Genomic DNA, 14,073 nt, shown 5'->3' with positions numbered 1-14,073 from the left:
ATCGAGCCTTCTTCGACGCTGCCCGTACGAGGCTCACCATGACGCTTGCCATTCCCTTCGCCCCGCTGACGATCCGCGGCCGCTCCCTGCTTCCCGTCGTGCAGGGCGGCATGGGCGTGGGCATATCCGCGCATCGGCTCGCCGGCAGTGTCGCGCGCGAGGGCGCGCTCGGCACCATCGCGAGCATCGACCTGCGCCATCACCATGCCGACCTGCTCGCGCGCTGCCGTGCCCGGCCCGATCGCGACACGCTCGAGGCGGCCAACCTCGAGGCGCTGCGCCGCGAGATCGAGCGCGCGCGTAGCTGGAGCGAGGGGCGCGGCATGATCGCCGTCAATGTCATGAAGGCGGTGCGCAGCCATGCCGACTATGTGCGCCTCGCCTGCGATGCCGGCGCCGACGCGATCGTGATGGGCGCCGGCCTGCCGCTGGACCTGCCCGAGCTGACCGAAGGGCACGATATCGCGCTGATCCCGATCCTGTCCGACGCGCGCGGCATCGCCCTGGTGCTGAAGAAATGGATGAGGAAGGGGCGCCTGCCCGATGCGATCGTGATCGAGCATCCCGCGCATGCGGGCGGCCATCTCGGCGTGTCGCGCATCGAGGAGGCCAACGACGCGCGCTTCGATTTCGCGCGCGTGCTCGGCGAGACGCGCGAGACGATCGAGGCGCTGGGCCTCGCGCGCGAGGCGATCCCGCTGATCGTCGGCGGCGGCATCAACAGCCACCAGGCGGTGCGCGAGGCGCTCGGCCTCGGCGCCAGCAGCGTCCAGGTCGGCACGCCCTTCGCCGTCACCGAGGAGGGCGATGCGCATCCGGCCTTCAAGCAGGTGCTGGTGCAGGCGCGTCCCGAGGACATCGTCGATTTCATCAGCGTCACGGGCCTGCCGGCGCGCGCGGTGCGCACGCCCTGGCTCGAGCGCTACCTGCGCCACGAGGCGCGGATTCGCGGCAAGCTCGGCGCGCTGCGGCAGCGTTGTCCGACCGCGCTGGAATGCCTGTCGGTCTGCGGCCTGCGCGACGGCATCGAGCGCTTCGGGCACTTCTGCATCGATACGCGCCTGGCCGCCGCGCTGCGCGGCGACGTCGCCAACGGGCTGTTCTTCCGCGGCCGCGAAGCGCTGCCCTTCGGCAACGCGATCCGCAGCGTGCGCGACCTGCTCGCGCTGCTGCTGACCGGCACCGCGCCCGAGCCTGCGACAAACCGTCCTACGTTTTCGCTGGCTTGATGGGCGTCAACGCGTCGCCAGGTATGCCCCCGGACAATCGATACCGTTCTCAGGGGGCTCAAGTCATGAATGAAAAAATCCGTTGCATCGTTTCCGCGCTGGCCTGCGCAAGTGTGTTCGCGATGCTGCCGTCGGTTTCCCAGGCGGCGTCGCCGGGGCAGGGTATCGCGCAGGGCGATGTGCTGATGCGCTTGCGCGCCATCGAAATCATGCCGGCCGATCGCGGCAGCGGCACGCTGTCCGACATCAACGCCGGCGTGAACAACGCGCTGGTGCCGGAACTCGATTTCACCTACATGATTCGTGACTATCTCGGCGTCGAGCTGATCCTCGGTACCTCGCGCCACCAGGTCAATTCGAATCTCGGCCCGCTCGGCGGCGTGAACGTGCTGCCGCCCACGCTGCTGCTGCAATACCACTTCAATCATGCGGGCCGGGTTCGCCCGTACATCGGCGCGGGCCTGAACTACACCTTCTTCTACAACGACGGGCTGCACGTGGGCAGCCAGGGTGTGGCGGTCCACAAGAGCAGCTTCGGGCCCGCGCTGCAGTTCGGCGTCGACGTCCAGGTCAGCAAGCAGTTCTTCGTCAACTTCGACATCAAGAAGCTCTGGATGCATACCGATGCCACGCTCGGCGGCCAATCGATCGGCCGCCTGCACATCGACCCGCTGATCGTCGGGTTCGGTGTCGGCATGAAGTTCTGATCGAACGGATTCAAGCGTTGGGGTTGGGCGGCACGGCGGTTCGCGTGCCGCCTTTTTTGCGTCCGGCGCGCGAAGGACGAGCCGGCGGCGCGGGCGGGAGGCTCAGAGCTTGTCGTACTTGAAGCGCATGGCCGTGCCGTCGAGCGTGATGCGCTCCCAGACGGCGGCCTTTTCTTCCTCGCTCATGAAAACCCAGTTGGCCACTTCGAAGGCGGTGCGGCCGCAGCCCTTGCAGACGTCGTCGAACAGGGTCGAGCAGACGCCGATGCAGGGGCTGTCGGGCTTGTCGTGAAGATTGGAGCTCATGGTGCGTCGTTGGATCCGGGCTGGTGCGGCAATGCGTAATGGTAAAGCATCAGCGCGCGATGCTCACGCCCACCCGCGCGATCCAGTGCTGGCGCTGGTTGTAGTCGAGCAGGTCCTCGCCGTAACCGTTGAAATAGCCGATCCAGACATAACCGCCCCAGGCATTGCCGAACAGCTTGGCGAGCGGGTAGGAGAGTTGGGTGTCGACGCTGCCGTACCAGTGGTGGGTGCCCTTGCGCAGCGTGGTCGACAGTTGCCAGCCGTCGGGGCTGCCGTACTTGACGACCAGGTCCATGTAGCCGCGGTAGTCGGCGATATCGCGGTTGTCGCTGATGCCCAGGTAGTAATAGAGCATCGGCGAGACCTGCCAGTGGTAGCTCGTCAGGTCGCCGAATTCCCAGGTGGGTTGCACGAACAGGATGTTGAGGCTGCGCGAATCCGGCCCGGCCTTGCCGTTCGACTCGTGCCCGATCCCGGCGGCGAAGCCCATGCGCGTGAACCAGGGGCTGTGCAGGCCCGTGTCTGCGACGTAGTAGAACAGCCGCGGCTTGTAGCTGGTGTCGCGGAACGGCTTCGAATCGGCCGACAGGTCCCAGATCGAGGTCTGCGTGTAGGCGAAATAGAGATTGTCCAGCAGCGAGCGCGAGGCCGGGTTGTCGGGCATGTGCAGCCGGTACTTGAAGCTGAACTGCAGCTTGGCGCTGACGTCGCCGTTGACCCCCACGCCGATGTACATCGGTTCGTAGTACGAGATTCTCGACAGCAGGCCTTGTGCGCCGGTGGTCAGCGCGTCGCCGGTCGGCTGCGGCGTGCCGGCGGTGGCGGCCACGCCCGAGGCGGCCGCTGCCACGCCGGCAGGGCTGGCCTGGTGCGCCTCGGCGGTTTCGGCGCGGGCCACGGCGAACTGATTGGCGCTGCGGTTCAGCGACACCACGGCCGCCGAGGCGTCGAAGCCCACCGGCGTGATGGTCACCGTGCCGCGCGCGCTGTCCGGCCAGGGCGCGGAAAATCTCACCTTGCGGTATTGGCCGGCCTTCAGCGTGAAGCGCTCGGGCACGCCGGCCTCGCGCAACAGCTTGACGGGTACCGGCGGCTGCTCGGCATTGGTCACGGTCACCTCGAGCGTATCGGGCACGCTGACCGGCAGCGGTTTCGCGTCATCGTCCGAGTAGATCAGCGTGAGCGTGAGCGGTGCATCGGCCGCGGCTTCGCGCGCCGGTTGCACCAGGGCTACCGTGGCCTGCGCGGTATTGGCCGCGAAGGCCAGCACGACTGCGGAAGCCTGGATGCCGAGCGGGTGCCGGCGAGCGGCGGATGACGGGACGTGAGCGAAAGCGCGGGAGAGAGCGGAAGCAGCGGAAGCAGCGGAAGCAGCGGAAACGGGACGGTGGCGCATGAGATCGATGGATTGACGAGGCACGGTGGAAAGTCGTGTCGCAACACGGATACTGCGCGGACACTGCGAAGGGTCGGCATATTGTAATTCAGTCGCAGGGTCGAATCGGATCGGTGGCGGGAGCCCCGCCCGGCTTGGCCGCGAGCGAGGTGAGGGCGCGCCCCGTGGCGTTTGATCGCAAGCTTCGGTCGCGCCGCCATGGGCCCGGTACCGGCGCGCGTGCCAAGCTGGTTTGCGTGGAGTCGGGCAACGGGTCGAGCCCATCCTCGACCCGACATTTTTTCGGGTGGACAGCCGTCCATAACCCGATAAAATGCGCGCACTTCCCGATCCCGTTCGGGAGCGCGGGCGGCGCGGCGGCCCTGCCGGAAACCGGTGTTCCGTTTGCGCGACAGCGATGCGATTTTTTTGTGACACCACGGGATTAGTGTTACTTTTCGGGGTTTTGAGGGACGGGTTGCCGAGGCGACGCCGTCGTGACGACACAGTCGATACCGGCCGGAGCTCGGCCGGACGGGAGAACGGGATGAAAGCAAAGGTGGCAGGCCGGTTGATGGCCCTCTCGCTGTGCGTGGCCGCAACGGCGGCGACGGCCAAGGACACGCAGCTCAATGTGTACAACTGGTCCGACTACATTGCCAAGGACACCATCCCGAACTTCGAGAAGCAAAGCGGCGTCAAGGTCCGCTACGACAACTACGACAGCGACGATACGCTGCAGGCCAAGCTGCTGACCGGCAACTCGGGCTACGACATCGTGGTGCCGACCAGCAACTACGCGGGCAAGCAGATCGCTGCCGGCATCTTCGCGCCGCTCGACAAGTCGAAGCTGCCGAACCTGAAGAATCTCGATCCGCAACTGATGGCCCTGGTGGCCGGCGCGGATCCGGGCAACAAGTACGTGGTGCCCTGGGCCTACGGCACCACCGGCCTGGCCTACAACCTGAACAAGGCGCAGCAGATCCTCGGCAAGGTGCCGCTGGACAACTGGGACATCCTGTTCAAGCCGGAAAACATCTCCAAGCTGAAGGCCTGCGGCGTGTCGGTGCTCGACGCGCCGGACCAGATGTTCGCGGCCGCGCTGCACTACCTGGGCAAGGACCCGATGAGCACCTCGCCGGCCGACTACCAGGCCGCGATGGCGATGCTCAAGAAGATCCGCCCGTACATCACGCAGTTCAATTCCTCGGGCTACATCAACGACCTGGTCGGCGGCGACATCTGCTTCGCGTTCGGCTGGTCGGGCGACGTGGTGATCGCCAAGCACCGCGCGCAGGAAGCGAAGAAGCCCTACAAGGTCGAGTACTACATCCCGAAGGGCGGCGCGCCGGTCTGGTTCGACGTGATGGCGATCCCCAAGGATGCGAAGAACAAGGAAGCGGCCCTCGAGTGGATCAACTACATCGAGGATCCGAAGGTCCATGCGGCGATCACCAACGCCGTCTACTACCCGAGCGCGAACTCGGCGGCGCGTCAGTTCGTGAGCAAGGACGTGGCGGACGATCCGGCGGTCTACCCGCCGGCCGACGTGGTCAAGACGCTGTTCCTGCTCAAGCCGCTGCCGCCTGAAATCCAGCGCCTGCAGACGCGGCTCTGGACGGAGTTCAAGTCCGGACGCTGAGCCTCGGCCCGGAATCGAACCCGCCCCATCAAGCCCCTGGTACCCCCGGGGGCTTTGTTCGTCTTCAATCGCCTTTGTCTGGTAACACGCAGGAGTGATGCAGCAGATCATGAATAGCCAGTCGCGCATGCCGTCCGCCGGCGCGCCGTCCCCCGCCGCGCAGGCCGACCACGCCGCGAACTTCGTGCAGATCGTCGACGTGGTCAAGCAGTTCGGCGACACCACCGCGGTGCGCCAGGTCAATCTGTCGGTCGGCAAGGGCGAACTGTTCGCCTTGCTGGGCAGTTCCGGCTGCGGCAAGTCCACCTTGCTGCGCATGCTGGCCGGGCTGGAGACCGTCACCTCGGGCAGGATCCTGATCGACGGCGAGGACCTCGCCCAGATGCCGCCCTACAAGCGGCCCGTGAACATGATGTTCCAGTCCTACGCGCTGTTCCCGCACATGACGGTCGAGGCGAACGTCGCCTACGGCCTCAAGCAGGAGGGCGTGGCCAGGGCCGAACTCAAGGAACGCGTGCGCGACGCGCTCGAACTGGTGCAGATGGGCCGCTACGCGAGCCGCAAGCCGCACCAGTTGTCGGGCGGCCAGCAGCAGCGCGTGGCGCTGGCGCGCTCGCTGGTCAAGCGGCCCAAGCTGCTGCTGCTCGACGAGCCGATGTCGGCGCTCGACAAGCAGATCCGCCAGCGCACCCAGATCGAACTGGTCAACATCCTCGACAAGGTCGGCGTCACCTGCATGATGGTCACCCACGACCAGGAGGAGGCGATGACGATGGCCAACCGGATCGCGGTGATGAGCGAGGGCGAGATCGTGCAGATCGGCGCGCCGCGCGAGGTCTACGAATACCCGAACAGCCGCTTCTCGGCCGAATTCATCGGCTCGACCAACCTGTTCGAGGGCAAGGTGGTGGAGGACGAGCCCGACTACGTCTACATCGAGTCGCCCGACCTGCCGTGCCGCATGCACGTGAGCCACGGCATCACCGGGCCGCTCGGCATGGCCGTGACCGTCTCGGTGCGCCCCGAGCGCATCGCGCTCACGCGCAAGCCGGCCGAGGGCGCCTACAACTGGGCGCATGGCGTGATCACCAACGTCGCCTACATGGGCGGCTACTCGCTGTACCACATCCGCCTCGACTCCGGGAAGACCGTGATCGCCAATGCCACCAGCCTGGCGCTGTCCGAGATCGACACGCCCGAATGGAACGACGAGATCTACGTGCGCTGGAGCGCCTCGGCCGGCGTGGTGCTGACCTCATGAGCGCGCTGTCGACGTTCTTCCAGTGGCCGGTGCGCAAGCTCGGCCTGAGCGGGCGCTCGGCCGTGATCGCCGGGCCGTTCCTGTGGCTGGTGCTGTTCTTCGCGGTGCCCTTCGTGCTGGTCGTGAAGATCAGCTTCGCGGAGCTCGAGCTCGGCATTCCGCCCTACACGGAGCTGACCTCGTTCGCCGACGGCGCGCTGACGATCAAGCTGAACCTCGCGCACTACGCCTTCCTGTTCACCGACAGCCTGTATTTCGCGACCTACGTGAATTCGGTGTGGGTGGCGGCGGTCACCACGCTGCTCTGCCTGTTGCTCGGCTACCCGATGGCGTACTACATCGCGCGCTCGAACCCGGCCTCGCGCAACCTGCTGATGATGGCGGTGATGCTGCCGTTCTGGACCTCGTTCCTGATCCGCGTCTACGCCTGGATCGGGATCCTGAAGAACAACGGCCTGCTCAACAACTTCCTGATCTGGATCGGGCTGATCCACGTGCCGATCGAGCTGTACCGCACCAACGTGGCGGTCTACATCGGCATGGTCTACACCTATCTGCCGTTCCTGGTGATGCCGCTCTACGCGCACCTGGTGAAGATGGACCTGCGCCTGCTGGAAGCCGCCTACGACCTCGGCGCCAAGCCCTGGAAGGCCTTCCTGACCATCACGCTGCCGCTGTCGAAAAACGGCATCATCGCGGGCTGCCTGCTGGTGTTCATCCCGGCGGTCGGCGAATACGTGATCCCGGAACTGCTCGGCGGCGCGAACACGCTGATGATCGGCCGCGTCATGTGGAACGAGTTCTTCAACAACGCGGACTGGCCGATGGCCTCGGCGGTGACCTGCGCGATGGTGCTGCTGCTGCTGGTGCCGATGGCGGCGTTCCAGCACTTCCAGGCGAAGGAACTGGAGGGCCGTCGCAAATGATGCCGAATCGTTATCTGCGCCTGGTCGCGCTGGCCCTCGGCTTCGGCTTCCTGTACATCCCGATCCTGAGCCTGATCGTCTACTCGTTCAACGAGTCGCAGCTGGTGACGGTCTGGTCCGGCTTCTCGACGCGCTGGTACTCGGCGCTGCTGAGCGACGACGAGCTGATCGCGGCCGCCTGGCTGTCGCTGAAGATCGGCGTGCTGACCGCCTGCGCCTCGGTGGTGATCGGCACCTGGGCCGGCTACGTGCTGGCGCGCATGGGGCGCTTTCGCGGCCACGCGCTCTACTCGGGCATGATCAACGCGCCGCTGGTGATTCCCGAGGTGATCCAGGGGATCTCGCTGCTGCTGCTGTTCATCGAGCTGGCCAAGTGGATCGGCTGGCCCGCGCAGCGCGGCATGTTCACGATCTGGCTCGGCCACGTGATGCTGTGCCTGTCCTACGTGGCGATCATCGTGCAGTCGCGCGTGCGCGAGCTCGATCCCTCGCTCGAGGAGGCCGCGCTCGATCTCGGCGCCACGCCGCTGAAGGTGTTCTTCACCGTCACGCTGCCGCTGATCTCGCAGGCGCTGGTGTCGGGCTGGCTGCTGTCGTTTACGCTGTCGATCGACGACCTGGTGCTGTCGGCCTTCCTGTCCGGCCCCGGCTCGACCACGCTGCCGCTGGTGGTGTTCTCGCGCGTGCGGCTCGGCCTGAACCCCGAGATGAACGCGCTGGCCACCTTGTTCATCGCGGCGGTGACGATCGGCGTGGTGGCCGCCAACATGTTCATGCTGCGCAAGGAACGGCGCCGGCTCGCGGCCGCCGTCTGATCCGGACGAGGCGAGCGCCTCGCCCTTGCGCATGAAAAAGCCCGGCTTCGCCAAAGCAAAGCCGGGCTTTTCGTCGTTGACGAGGCTTGCGAGGGGGGCTCAGCCTTCGCTGATCGCCGGCCGCGCGAACCACTCGCGGCCCTTTAGCATGGCGTTCCAGTAGATCCTCGGCAGCAGGCTCTCCTTCAGGAACCAGGCCAGCCTGGAGGGGCGCGTGCCGTCGTTGAGCCAGCCCGGGAAGGTCGGCGCGAGCTTGCCGCCATAGAGGAACTCGGCCAGCACCACGCGGCCGCGTTCGACCGTCAGCGGGCAGGAGCCGTAGCCGTCGTAGCGCGCCACGCCGCGCGCGCGGCCGAGCGCGGCCAGCACGTTGTGGGCCACCACCGGCGCCTGCTTGCGCGCGGCCGCCGCGGTCTTGGCATTGCTGGTGTTGGTGGCGTCGCCGAGCGCGTGGATGTTCTCGTAGCGGCGATGGCGCAGCGTGGCCGGGTCGACGTCGACCCAGCCGCCCGCGTCGGCCAGCGCGCTGTCGCGCACGAAGCCCGGCGCGCGCTGCGGCGGCACCACGTGCAGCAGGTCGAACTCGCGCTCGATCTCCTCGCTGCGGCCGCCCTCGGCTTCGGGGCGCGCGCGCCGGAAGCGCGCGAGCTGGGCCGGCCCGTCGACGGCGACCAACTGGTCGCCGAAACGCAGGTCGATGCCGTAGCCGCGCACCGAATCCATCAGCGCGGGCACATAGTCCGGCACGCCGAACAGCACGTTGCCGGCCAGGTGGAACTCGATCTCGATGTCCTTCAGGCGACCGGCGCGGCGCCAGTGGTCGGCCGACAGGTACATGGCCTTCTGCGGCGCGCCCGCGCATTTGATCGGCATCGGCGGCTGGGTGAAGATCGCGCGCCCGCGCGGCAGCGCCTGCACCAGTTGCCAGGTATAGGGCGCGAGGTCGTAGCGGTAGTTCGAGGTCACGCCGTGCTTGCCGAGCGTGTCCGCCAGCCCCTCGATGCCGGCCCAGTTCAGCTCCAGCCCGGGGCACACGATCAACTGCCGGTAGCCGATGCTCGCGCCGCCCTCCAGCGTGATGCGGTCCTGCTCGGGCGAGAACGCGGCGACCGCCGCGCGGATGCGCGTCACGCCGTGCGGCAGGACCGCTTCCATCGGCCGGGCGGTGGCCGGCGCCTCGAACACGCCGCCGCCGACCAGGGTCCAGCCCGGCTGGTAGTAATGGGTGCCGGCCGGGTCGACCAGGGCGATGTCGAGCGAGCGCTCGCGCCTGAGCAGGCTGGCCGCGGTGGCGATGCCGGCGGCGCCGGCGCCGACGATCACGATGTCGTGGCGTGCGGCGGGCACGCCGGCGTTGCCGATCGTCGAGGACGTTGCGGACATGGTTCGGACTCCTTCGGGGGAATGCGGGTTGGGGGCGGCGCGGTTCACAGCGCGTCGATCGGCAGCTTCAGGTAGCGGATGCCGTTCGGCGCCGGCTCGGGCAGTTGCCCGGCGCGCATGTTGACCTGCACCGAGGGCAGGATCAGCACCGGCATCGCCAGCGTGGCATCGCGCGCGGTGCGCATCGCCACGAAGCTGTCCTCGTCGATGCCCTGGTGGACATGGATGTTGTCGCGCAGTTGCGCCGCGACGGTGGTCACCACGCACACGGGACGGCCGTCGGGCTGGTAGTCGTGGCACAGATAGAGGCGCGTGTCGGGCGGCAGGCTCAGCACCTTGCGGATCGAGCGATAGAGCGTGCGTGCGTCGCCGCCGGGGAAATCGCAGCGTGCCGTGCCGTAGTCGGGCATGAACAGCGTGTCGCCGACGAAGGCGGCCGTCTCGGCCGGCGCCGAGCCGCCGTCCGCGCGCGCGACCAGGTAGGTCATGCAGGCCGGCGTGTGGCCCGGCGTGTGGATGGCGCGGATCGCGAGCGCGCCCAGCGCGAGCGTGTCGCCTTCGTCGATCAGCCGGTCGAACGGGCGGCCGTCCGCGACGAAGCCGGGGCCGGCATCGAACAGCGCGCCGAACACCTTCTGCACCTGGGTGACGTTGCGCCCGATCGCGATCTCGCCGCCCAGGCGCGCCTGCAGCCAGGGTGCGGCCGACAGGTGGTCGGCATGCACATGGGTTTCCAGCAGCCAGCGCACGCGCGCGCCGAGCGATTCGACGTGCTCGGCGACGCGCTCGGCGCTGGCGTGGCTGGTGCGGCCCGACTTCGGGTCGAAATCGAGCACCGAGTCGATGATCGCGCACTCGTGCGAGCCCGTGTCGAGGACGACATGGGTGGCCGTGCTGGTGGCGGGATCGAAAAACGACTCGACGGTGAAGGCTGGGGCGGACATCGAACGGCACTCCGAAAGCGGAAAACAGGGAATCGAGACAAGATGCATGCCAGCTCTTCAAGGCTGGCGCGTGTTTCGCTTAATTATTTGATATGACGGAGATTTTTTCGAGCACCGGGAAGCGCCGTGACGGACGAAGGCGGCGGCGCGCGAGGGATTGCTGCCATCGATGGCAGTGTCATGGCAGAATTGGCAGTCGCCGCCGTCGGCCTGTCGTGTCGGCGCCGGCGGCGATTCGTTTGTCCTGTGTGCCTGTCCCTTCGCGGCCGCGGCCGCCCGAGCCTGCTTCCATGTCCACGCGTCGTCCCTCCCATCGCTCCATGCCCGCGCCCGATCTTGCCGAGGCTGCCGGCCAGCCTCGCGCCGAGCGCGTTGCCGATGCCCGGCGCACGATCCCGATCGTGCCGCTCAAGCCGATCGTGCCGCTCGAACCGGCGACGGCCGCCGCCGGTCCATCGGGCGCGAGCGTGCCGGCCACCTCGCCGGCCGGCCTCGGCGCGCTGGTTTCCTACCTCGAGCACGATCCGCAGCCGATGATCGTGGTCGATCCCGACTACCGGATCCTCGCCGCGAACGGCGCCTACCAGCGGCAGTTCGGCGGCGCCGGCCGCGCGCACGTCGGGCGTCACTGCTATCGCGTCTCGCATCACTACGAGGTGCCTTGCGACCAGGCCGGCGAGCATTGCCCGATGCGCGCGGCGCTCGAATCGGGCGCGGCCTCGCGCGTGCTGCATATCCATCACACGCCGCGCGGGCCCGAGCACGTGGATGTCGAGATGCGCCCGGTGTTCGACGGCGAGGGGGCGGTGGTGGCCTATGTCGAGCGGCTGACCACCGTGCGCAGCGCCTCCGCGCGGCCCAGCGCGGGCGGCCTGGTCGGCAGCTCGGATGCCTTCAACGGCGCCTTGTCGGCCCTGCAGCGCGTCGCGCCCTCGATGCTGCCGGTGTTGCTGCTCGGCGAATCGGGTACCGGCAAGGAACTGTTCGCGCGGGCCCTGCACGAGGCCAGCCCGCGCGCGGCGGGGCCCTTCGTGGTGGTGGATTGCTCGGGCATCGCCGAGTCGCTGTTCGAGAGCGAGCTGTTCGGCTACGAGAAAGGCGCCTTCACCGGCGCGAACCAGCGCAAGCCCGGGCTGGTCGAGACGGCCCAGGGCGGCACGCTGTTCGTCGACGAGATCGGCGACGTGCCGGCCTCGATGCAGGTCAAGCTGCTGCGGCTGATCGAGTCGGGCACGTTCCGGCGCGTGGGCGGCATCGAGGCCTTGCGCGCCGACTTCCGGCTGGTCGCAGCGACCCACCAGCCGCTGCGCGAGATGATCGGCGACGGCCGTTTCCGCCAGGATCTCTACTACCGGATCAGCGCCTTTCCGATCGAACTGCCGCCGGTGCGCGAGCGGCCCGGCGATATCGGCCTGCTGGCCGAGTCGATCCTGCGCCGCATTGCAGACGGCCGGCCCGGCGCGCGTCCCTGGACGCTGCACGAAAGCGCGCGGGCCTGCCTAGAGGCCCATGCCTGGCCCGGCAATATCCGCGAATTGCGCAACGTGCTGGAGCGCGCCTGCCTGTTCGCCGACGACGGCGTGATCCGCGCCGAGCACCTGCCGCTGGCGCTGCAGGCGCCGCCCGAGGCAGGCCTCGCGCGCGGCGCGCCCGACGACGACACGCTGCGCCAGGTGGCGCGCAGCTTTCGCGGCTCGCGCAAGGCGCTGGCGGCGCGGCTCGGCATCAGCGAGCGCACGCTGTATCGGCGCATGCGCGCGCTCGGTCTTGCGGGCCGCGACCTCTGATTCCTCGCGGATGCCTTCGGCCGAGCGGGCCGCGCGCCGGCGTCAGGCGAGCGCCATCGGCGCGGCGGCGGGCACCGGGTCCAGCGAGGCGCACAGCGGGCGCTGCGCGAAACGCTCGGCCAGGAAGTCGACGAACGAGCGGCTGGTGGTGGAGGCGCGCGGGCTGGCCCCCAGCGTGGCGTGGATCGACAGCCGGCGGGTGGGCGAGACGTCGCGCAGCAGCGGCACCAGATGGCCGGCATCGATGTCGTCGCCGGCCACGTCGGTGCCGAGCAGGGCGATGCCGGCGCCGTTGACCGCGGCGATCCGCAAGGCTTCCGGCTGGTTGACGCTGAGGTTGCTGTTCAGCGCGACGCGCGAGGCGATGGCGGCCTCGCGTGCGATCGAGTCGAGCGGCCCCGCGCCGTTGCTGTCCTGCAGGATGTTGTGCGCGGCCAGGTCGGTGAGGGTGGCCGGCGTGCCGTTCTCGGCGAGATACGCCGGCGAGGCGACGAACAGGATCTGCGCGGTGGCCAGCGGCCGCGCGAAGGGCGAGGCGGGCTTGGTGCTCGAAGGCGTGACCAGGATCGCGATGTCGTAGCGCTCGTCGGCCGGATCGAGCACGCGGTCGGAGATCGCCACGTCGACGTTCACTTCCGGGTAGCGCGCCGTGTAGTCGGTGACCGCGCCCACCAGGTGCCGCAACCCGAACGAGGAGGGCGACACCACGCGCAGCCGCCCGCGCGGCACGATCCCCTCGGTGTTGACCGACTGGCTGGCCTCGTCGATCTCGATCAGCGCCGGCACCACTCGTTCGTAGTACTCACGTCCGGCCTCGGTCAGGGAAACGCGTCGGGTGGTTCGATGCAGCAGCCGGGCGTCGAGCCGGCCTTCCAGATGCGCGACGTGCTTGCTCGCCATGGCCGACGACATGCCCATTCGTTCGGCTGCACCGACGAAGCTGCCGATTTCGACAATATGGCGGAATACCTGCATGCTGACGAGTGTGTCCATTGGAAGCTCGTTCGTATGGTTATTGAGGAAACGGAGTCAAACGGATGCGTTTGAATGGCCCGGAAAAACAATAACACGGCTAATCCACGGGAAAACACTAATCCCTTCGAAATCTCAGACTCTGAGGGTGTTGCGCGGCAAATCAGCGGCGATTACCGTTTGAACGAATCGGAATGTCGTGATCGAAAATTCGATTCACAATCCGGAGGAAGGGGCGGGATGAAAGGCGGAAAGTCGCGTGGGCTGGCCTGTTCGGCACGGGAAATCGCGATTGGATCCTGCTCGGGATGAATCGCGGCATCGGTGGGAATTCGCGGCGTTTTAGTAAAGTGTTGTTTAGTAAAGTTATTGGGAGTTTTGTGTTCGAATCCGTCCATTTATTCATCGGACGGAATGCGGGATTCCATTCACGAGACGAAATGATGATATGGAAATCCCGCAATGATGGCAGTGCCGCCGGGCACGCCACCGTCCTTGCCCGCTTCGCCTATTTAGCTGTCGCGTCCGGCGCCGGCAGGGCCGCCAGCTTGCCCGCCGGATCCGGCGGCGTGCCCATCGCCTGGAACAGCCGCGCCGTGTCCGCGAGCCGCGAGCTGGTCGCGCGGATCGCATCGAGCTGCGCATTGCGATACTGCTGCTCGCTGGCGCGGCCGGCCGACGGCGGCAGCGCGCCCAGCCGCACGCGCGCCGCGGCGTCGTCGGCGG

11 protein-coding genes and 2 pseudogenes are annotated in these 14,073 nt (G+C 67.7%); 7 read left to right on the top strand and 6 right to left on the bottom strand.

What is annotated here, in order from left to right:
• Positions 1 to 38 precede the first annotated feature (38 nt).
• On the top strand, positions 39 to 1,229 hold the full coding sequence (locus tag F3J18_RS06460) for a nitronate monooxygenase family protein (RefSeq protein ID WP_166912030.1): 1,191 nt from the start codon (positions 39 to 41) through the stop codon (positions 1,227 to 1,229).
• 65 nt (positions 1,230 to 1,294) lie between these two features.
• Positions 1,295 to 1,936: an OmpW family outer membrane protein gene (locus F3J18_RS06455; protein WP_166912028.1), complete on the top strand. Its 642-nt coding sequence runs from the start codon at positions 1,295 to 1,297 to the stop codon at positions 1,934 to 1,936.
• Positions 1,937 to 2,038: 102 nt separating this feature from the next.
• Here F3J18_RS06455 and F3J18_RS06450 read toward each other — a convergent pair whose 3' ends face one another.
• Together F3J18_RS06450 and F3J18_RS06445 are read right to left on the bottom strand one after the other, a co-directional pair.
• Positions 2,039 to 2,242, bottom strand: coding sequence for a DUF1289 domain-containing protein (locus F3J18_RS06450; RefSeq protein ID WP_025101436.1), 204 nt, complete (start codon positions 2,240 to 2,242; stop codon positions 2,039 to 2,041).
• A gap of 49 nt (positions 2,243 to 2,291) precedes the next feature.
• On the bottom strand, positions 2,292 to 3,638 hold the full coding sequence (locus F3J18_RS06445) for a phospholipase A (protein ID WP_166912026.1): 1,347 nt from the start codon (positions 3,636 to 3,638) through the stop codon (positions 2,292 to 2,294).
• A 526-nt stretch (positions 3,639 to 4,164) separates the two neighbouring features.
• Between F3J18_RS06445 and F3J18_RS06440 the strand changes: the two genes are divergently transcribed.
• The 4 genes from F3J18_RS06440 to F3J18_RS06425 all read left to right on the top strand — a co-directional run bounded on the left by F3J18_RS06440 (position 4,165) and on the right by F3J18_RS06425 (position 8,261).
• On the top strand, positions 4,165 to 5,259 hold the full coding sequence (locus F3J18_RS06440) for a polyamine ABC transporter substrate-binding protein (protein ID WP_025101435.1): 1,095 nt from the start codon (positions 4,165 to 4,167) through the stop codon (positions 5,257 to 5,259).
• Between the two features lie 109 nt (positions 5,260 to 5,368).
• Positions 5,369 to 6,520, top strand: a complete 1,152-nt coding sequence (potA, locus tag F3J18_RS06435; protein ID WP_025101434.1) for a polyamine ABC transporter ATP-binding protein — start codon at positions 5,369 to 5,371, stop codon at positions 6,518 to 6,520.
• A complete protein-coding gene (locus F3J18_RS06430) occupies positions 6,517 to 7,446 on the top strand; it encodes an ABC transporter permease subunit (RefSeq protein WP_025101433.1) in 930 nt (309 codons plus the stop codon). Before potA ends, F3J18_RS06430 begins: the two co-directional genes overlap by 4 nt.
• Positions 7,443 to 8,261 carry an ABC transporter permease subunit gene (locus tag F3J18_RS06425; RefSeq protein WP_013698200.1) on the top strand — a complete coding sequence of 273 codons (819 nt, stop codon included), beginning with the start codon at positions 7,443 to 7,445 and terminating at the stop codon, positions 8,259 to 8,261. Before F3J18_RS06430 ends, F3J18_RS06425 begins: the two co-directional genes overlap by 4 nt.
• Positions 8,262 to 8,360: 99 nt before the next feature.
• On the opposite strand, the gene F3J18_RS06420 is transcribed toward F3J18_RS06425, so the two are convergent.
• Both F3J18_RS06420 and F3J18_RS06415 read right to left on the bottom strand, forming a co-directional pair.
• Positions 8,361 to 10,031, bottom strand: a complete 1,671-nt coding sequence (locus F3J18_RS06420; protein WP_240156368.1) for an FAD/NAD(P)-binding oxidoreductase — start codon at positions 10,029 to 10,031, stop codon at positions 8,361 to 8,363.
• A pseudogene (locus tag F3J18_RS06415) lies at positions 9,998 to 10,588 on the bottom strand (MBL fold metallo-hydrolase); the annotation flags it as partial. The pseudogene F3J18_RS06415 and the gene F3J18_RS06420, both read right to left, overlap by 34 nt.
• 290 nt (positions 10,589 to 10,878) lie before the next feature.
• Here F3J18_RS06415 and F3J18_RS06410 point away from each other — a divergent pair.
• Positions 10,879 to 12,375, top strand: a complete 1,497-nt coding sequence (locus F3J18_RS06410; RefSeq protein WP_275691830.1) for a sigma 54-interacting transcriptional regulator — start codon at positions 10,879 to 10,881, stop codon at positions 12,373 to 12,375.
• 42 nt (positions 12,376 to 12,417) lie between these two features.
• Here F3J18_RS06410 and F3J18_RS06405 read toward each other — a convergent pair whose 3' ends face one another.
• On the bottom strand, positions 12,418 to 13,368 hold the full coding sequence (locus F3J18_RS06405; RefSeq protein WP_025101429.1) for a LysR family transcriptional regulator: 951 nt from the start codon (positions 13,366 to 13,368) through the stop codon (positions 12,418 to 12,420).
• A 487-nt stretch (positions 13,369 to 13,855) separates the two neighbouring features.
• Positions 13,856 to 14,073 (bottom strand): annotated as a pseudogene (locus F3J18_RS06400) (RND transporter); the annotation flags it as partial.

Source organism: Burkholderia sp. Ax-1720 (assembly GCF_011753035.1).
Classification (GTDB): domain Bacteria; phylum Pseudomonadota; class Gammaproteobacteria; order Burkholderiales; family Burkholderiaceae; genus Burkholderia; species Burkholderia gladioli.
The sequence above is the reverse complement of the archived record's forward strand: the minus strand, read 5'-3'. Positions and strand labels throughout refer to the sequence as shown.

Bases quoted from the DNA above. Each gene is read 5' to 3' on its own strand.
- F3J18_RS06450 (WP_025101436.1), bottom strand. From the start codon at position 2,242: ATGAGCTCCAATCTTCACGACAAGCCCGACAGCCCCTGCATCGGCGTC.
- F3J18_RS06440 (WP_025101435.1), top strand. From the start codon at position 4,165: ATGAAAGCAAAGGTGGCAGGCCGGTTGATGGCCCTCTCGCTGTGCGTG.
- F3J18_RS06405 (WP_025101429.1), bottom strand. From the start codon at position 13,368: ATGGACACACTCGTCAGCATGCAGGTATTCCGCCATATTGTCGAAATC.
- potA (WP_025101434.1), top strand. From the start codon at position 5,369: ATGAATAGCCAGTCGCGCATGCCGTCCGCCGGCGCGCCGTCCCCCGCC.
- F3J18_RS06430 (WP_025101433.1), top strand. From the start codon at position 6,517: ATGAGCGCGCTGTCGACGTTCTTCCAGTGGCCGGTGCGCAAGCTCGGC.
- F3J18_RS06455 (WP_166912028.1), top strand. From the start codon at position 1,295: ATGAATGAAAAAATCCGTTGCATCGTTTCCGCGCTGGCCTGCGCAAGT.
- F3J18_RS06460 (WP_166912030.1), top strand. From the start codon at position 39: ATGACGCTTGCCATTCCCTTCGCCCCGCTGACGATCCGCGGCCGCTCC.
- F3J18_RS06425 (WP_013698200.1), top strand. From the start codon at position 7,443: ATGATGCCGAATCGTTATCTGCGCCTGGTCGCGCTGGCCCTCGGCTTC.
- F3J18_RS06445 (WP_166912026.1), bottom strand. From the start codon at position 3,638: ATGCGCCACCGTCCCGTTTCCGCTGCTTCCGCTGCTTCCGCTGCTTCC.
- F3J18_RS06410 (WP_275691830.1), top strand. From the start codon at position 10,879: ATGTCCACGCGTCGTCCCTCCCATCGCTCCATGCCCGCGCCCGATCTT.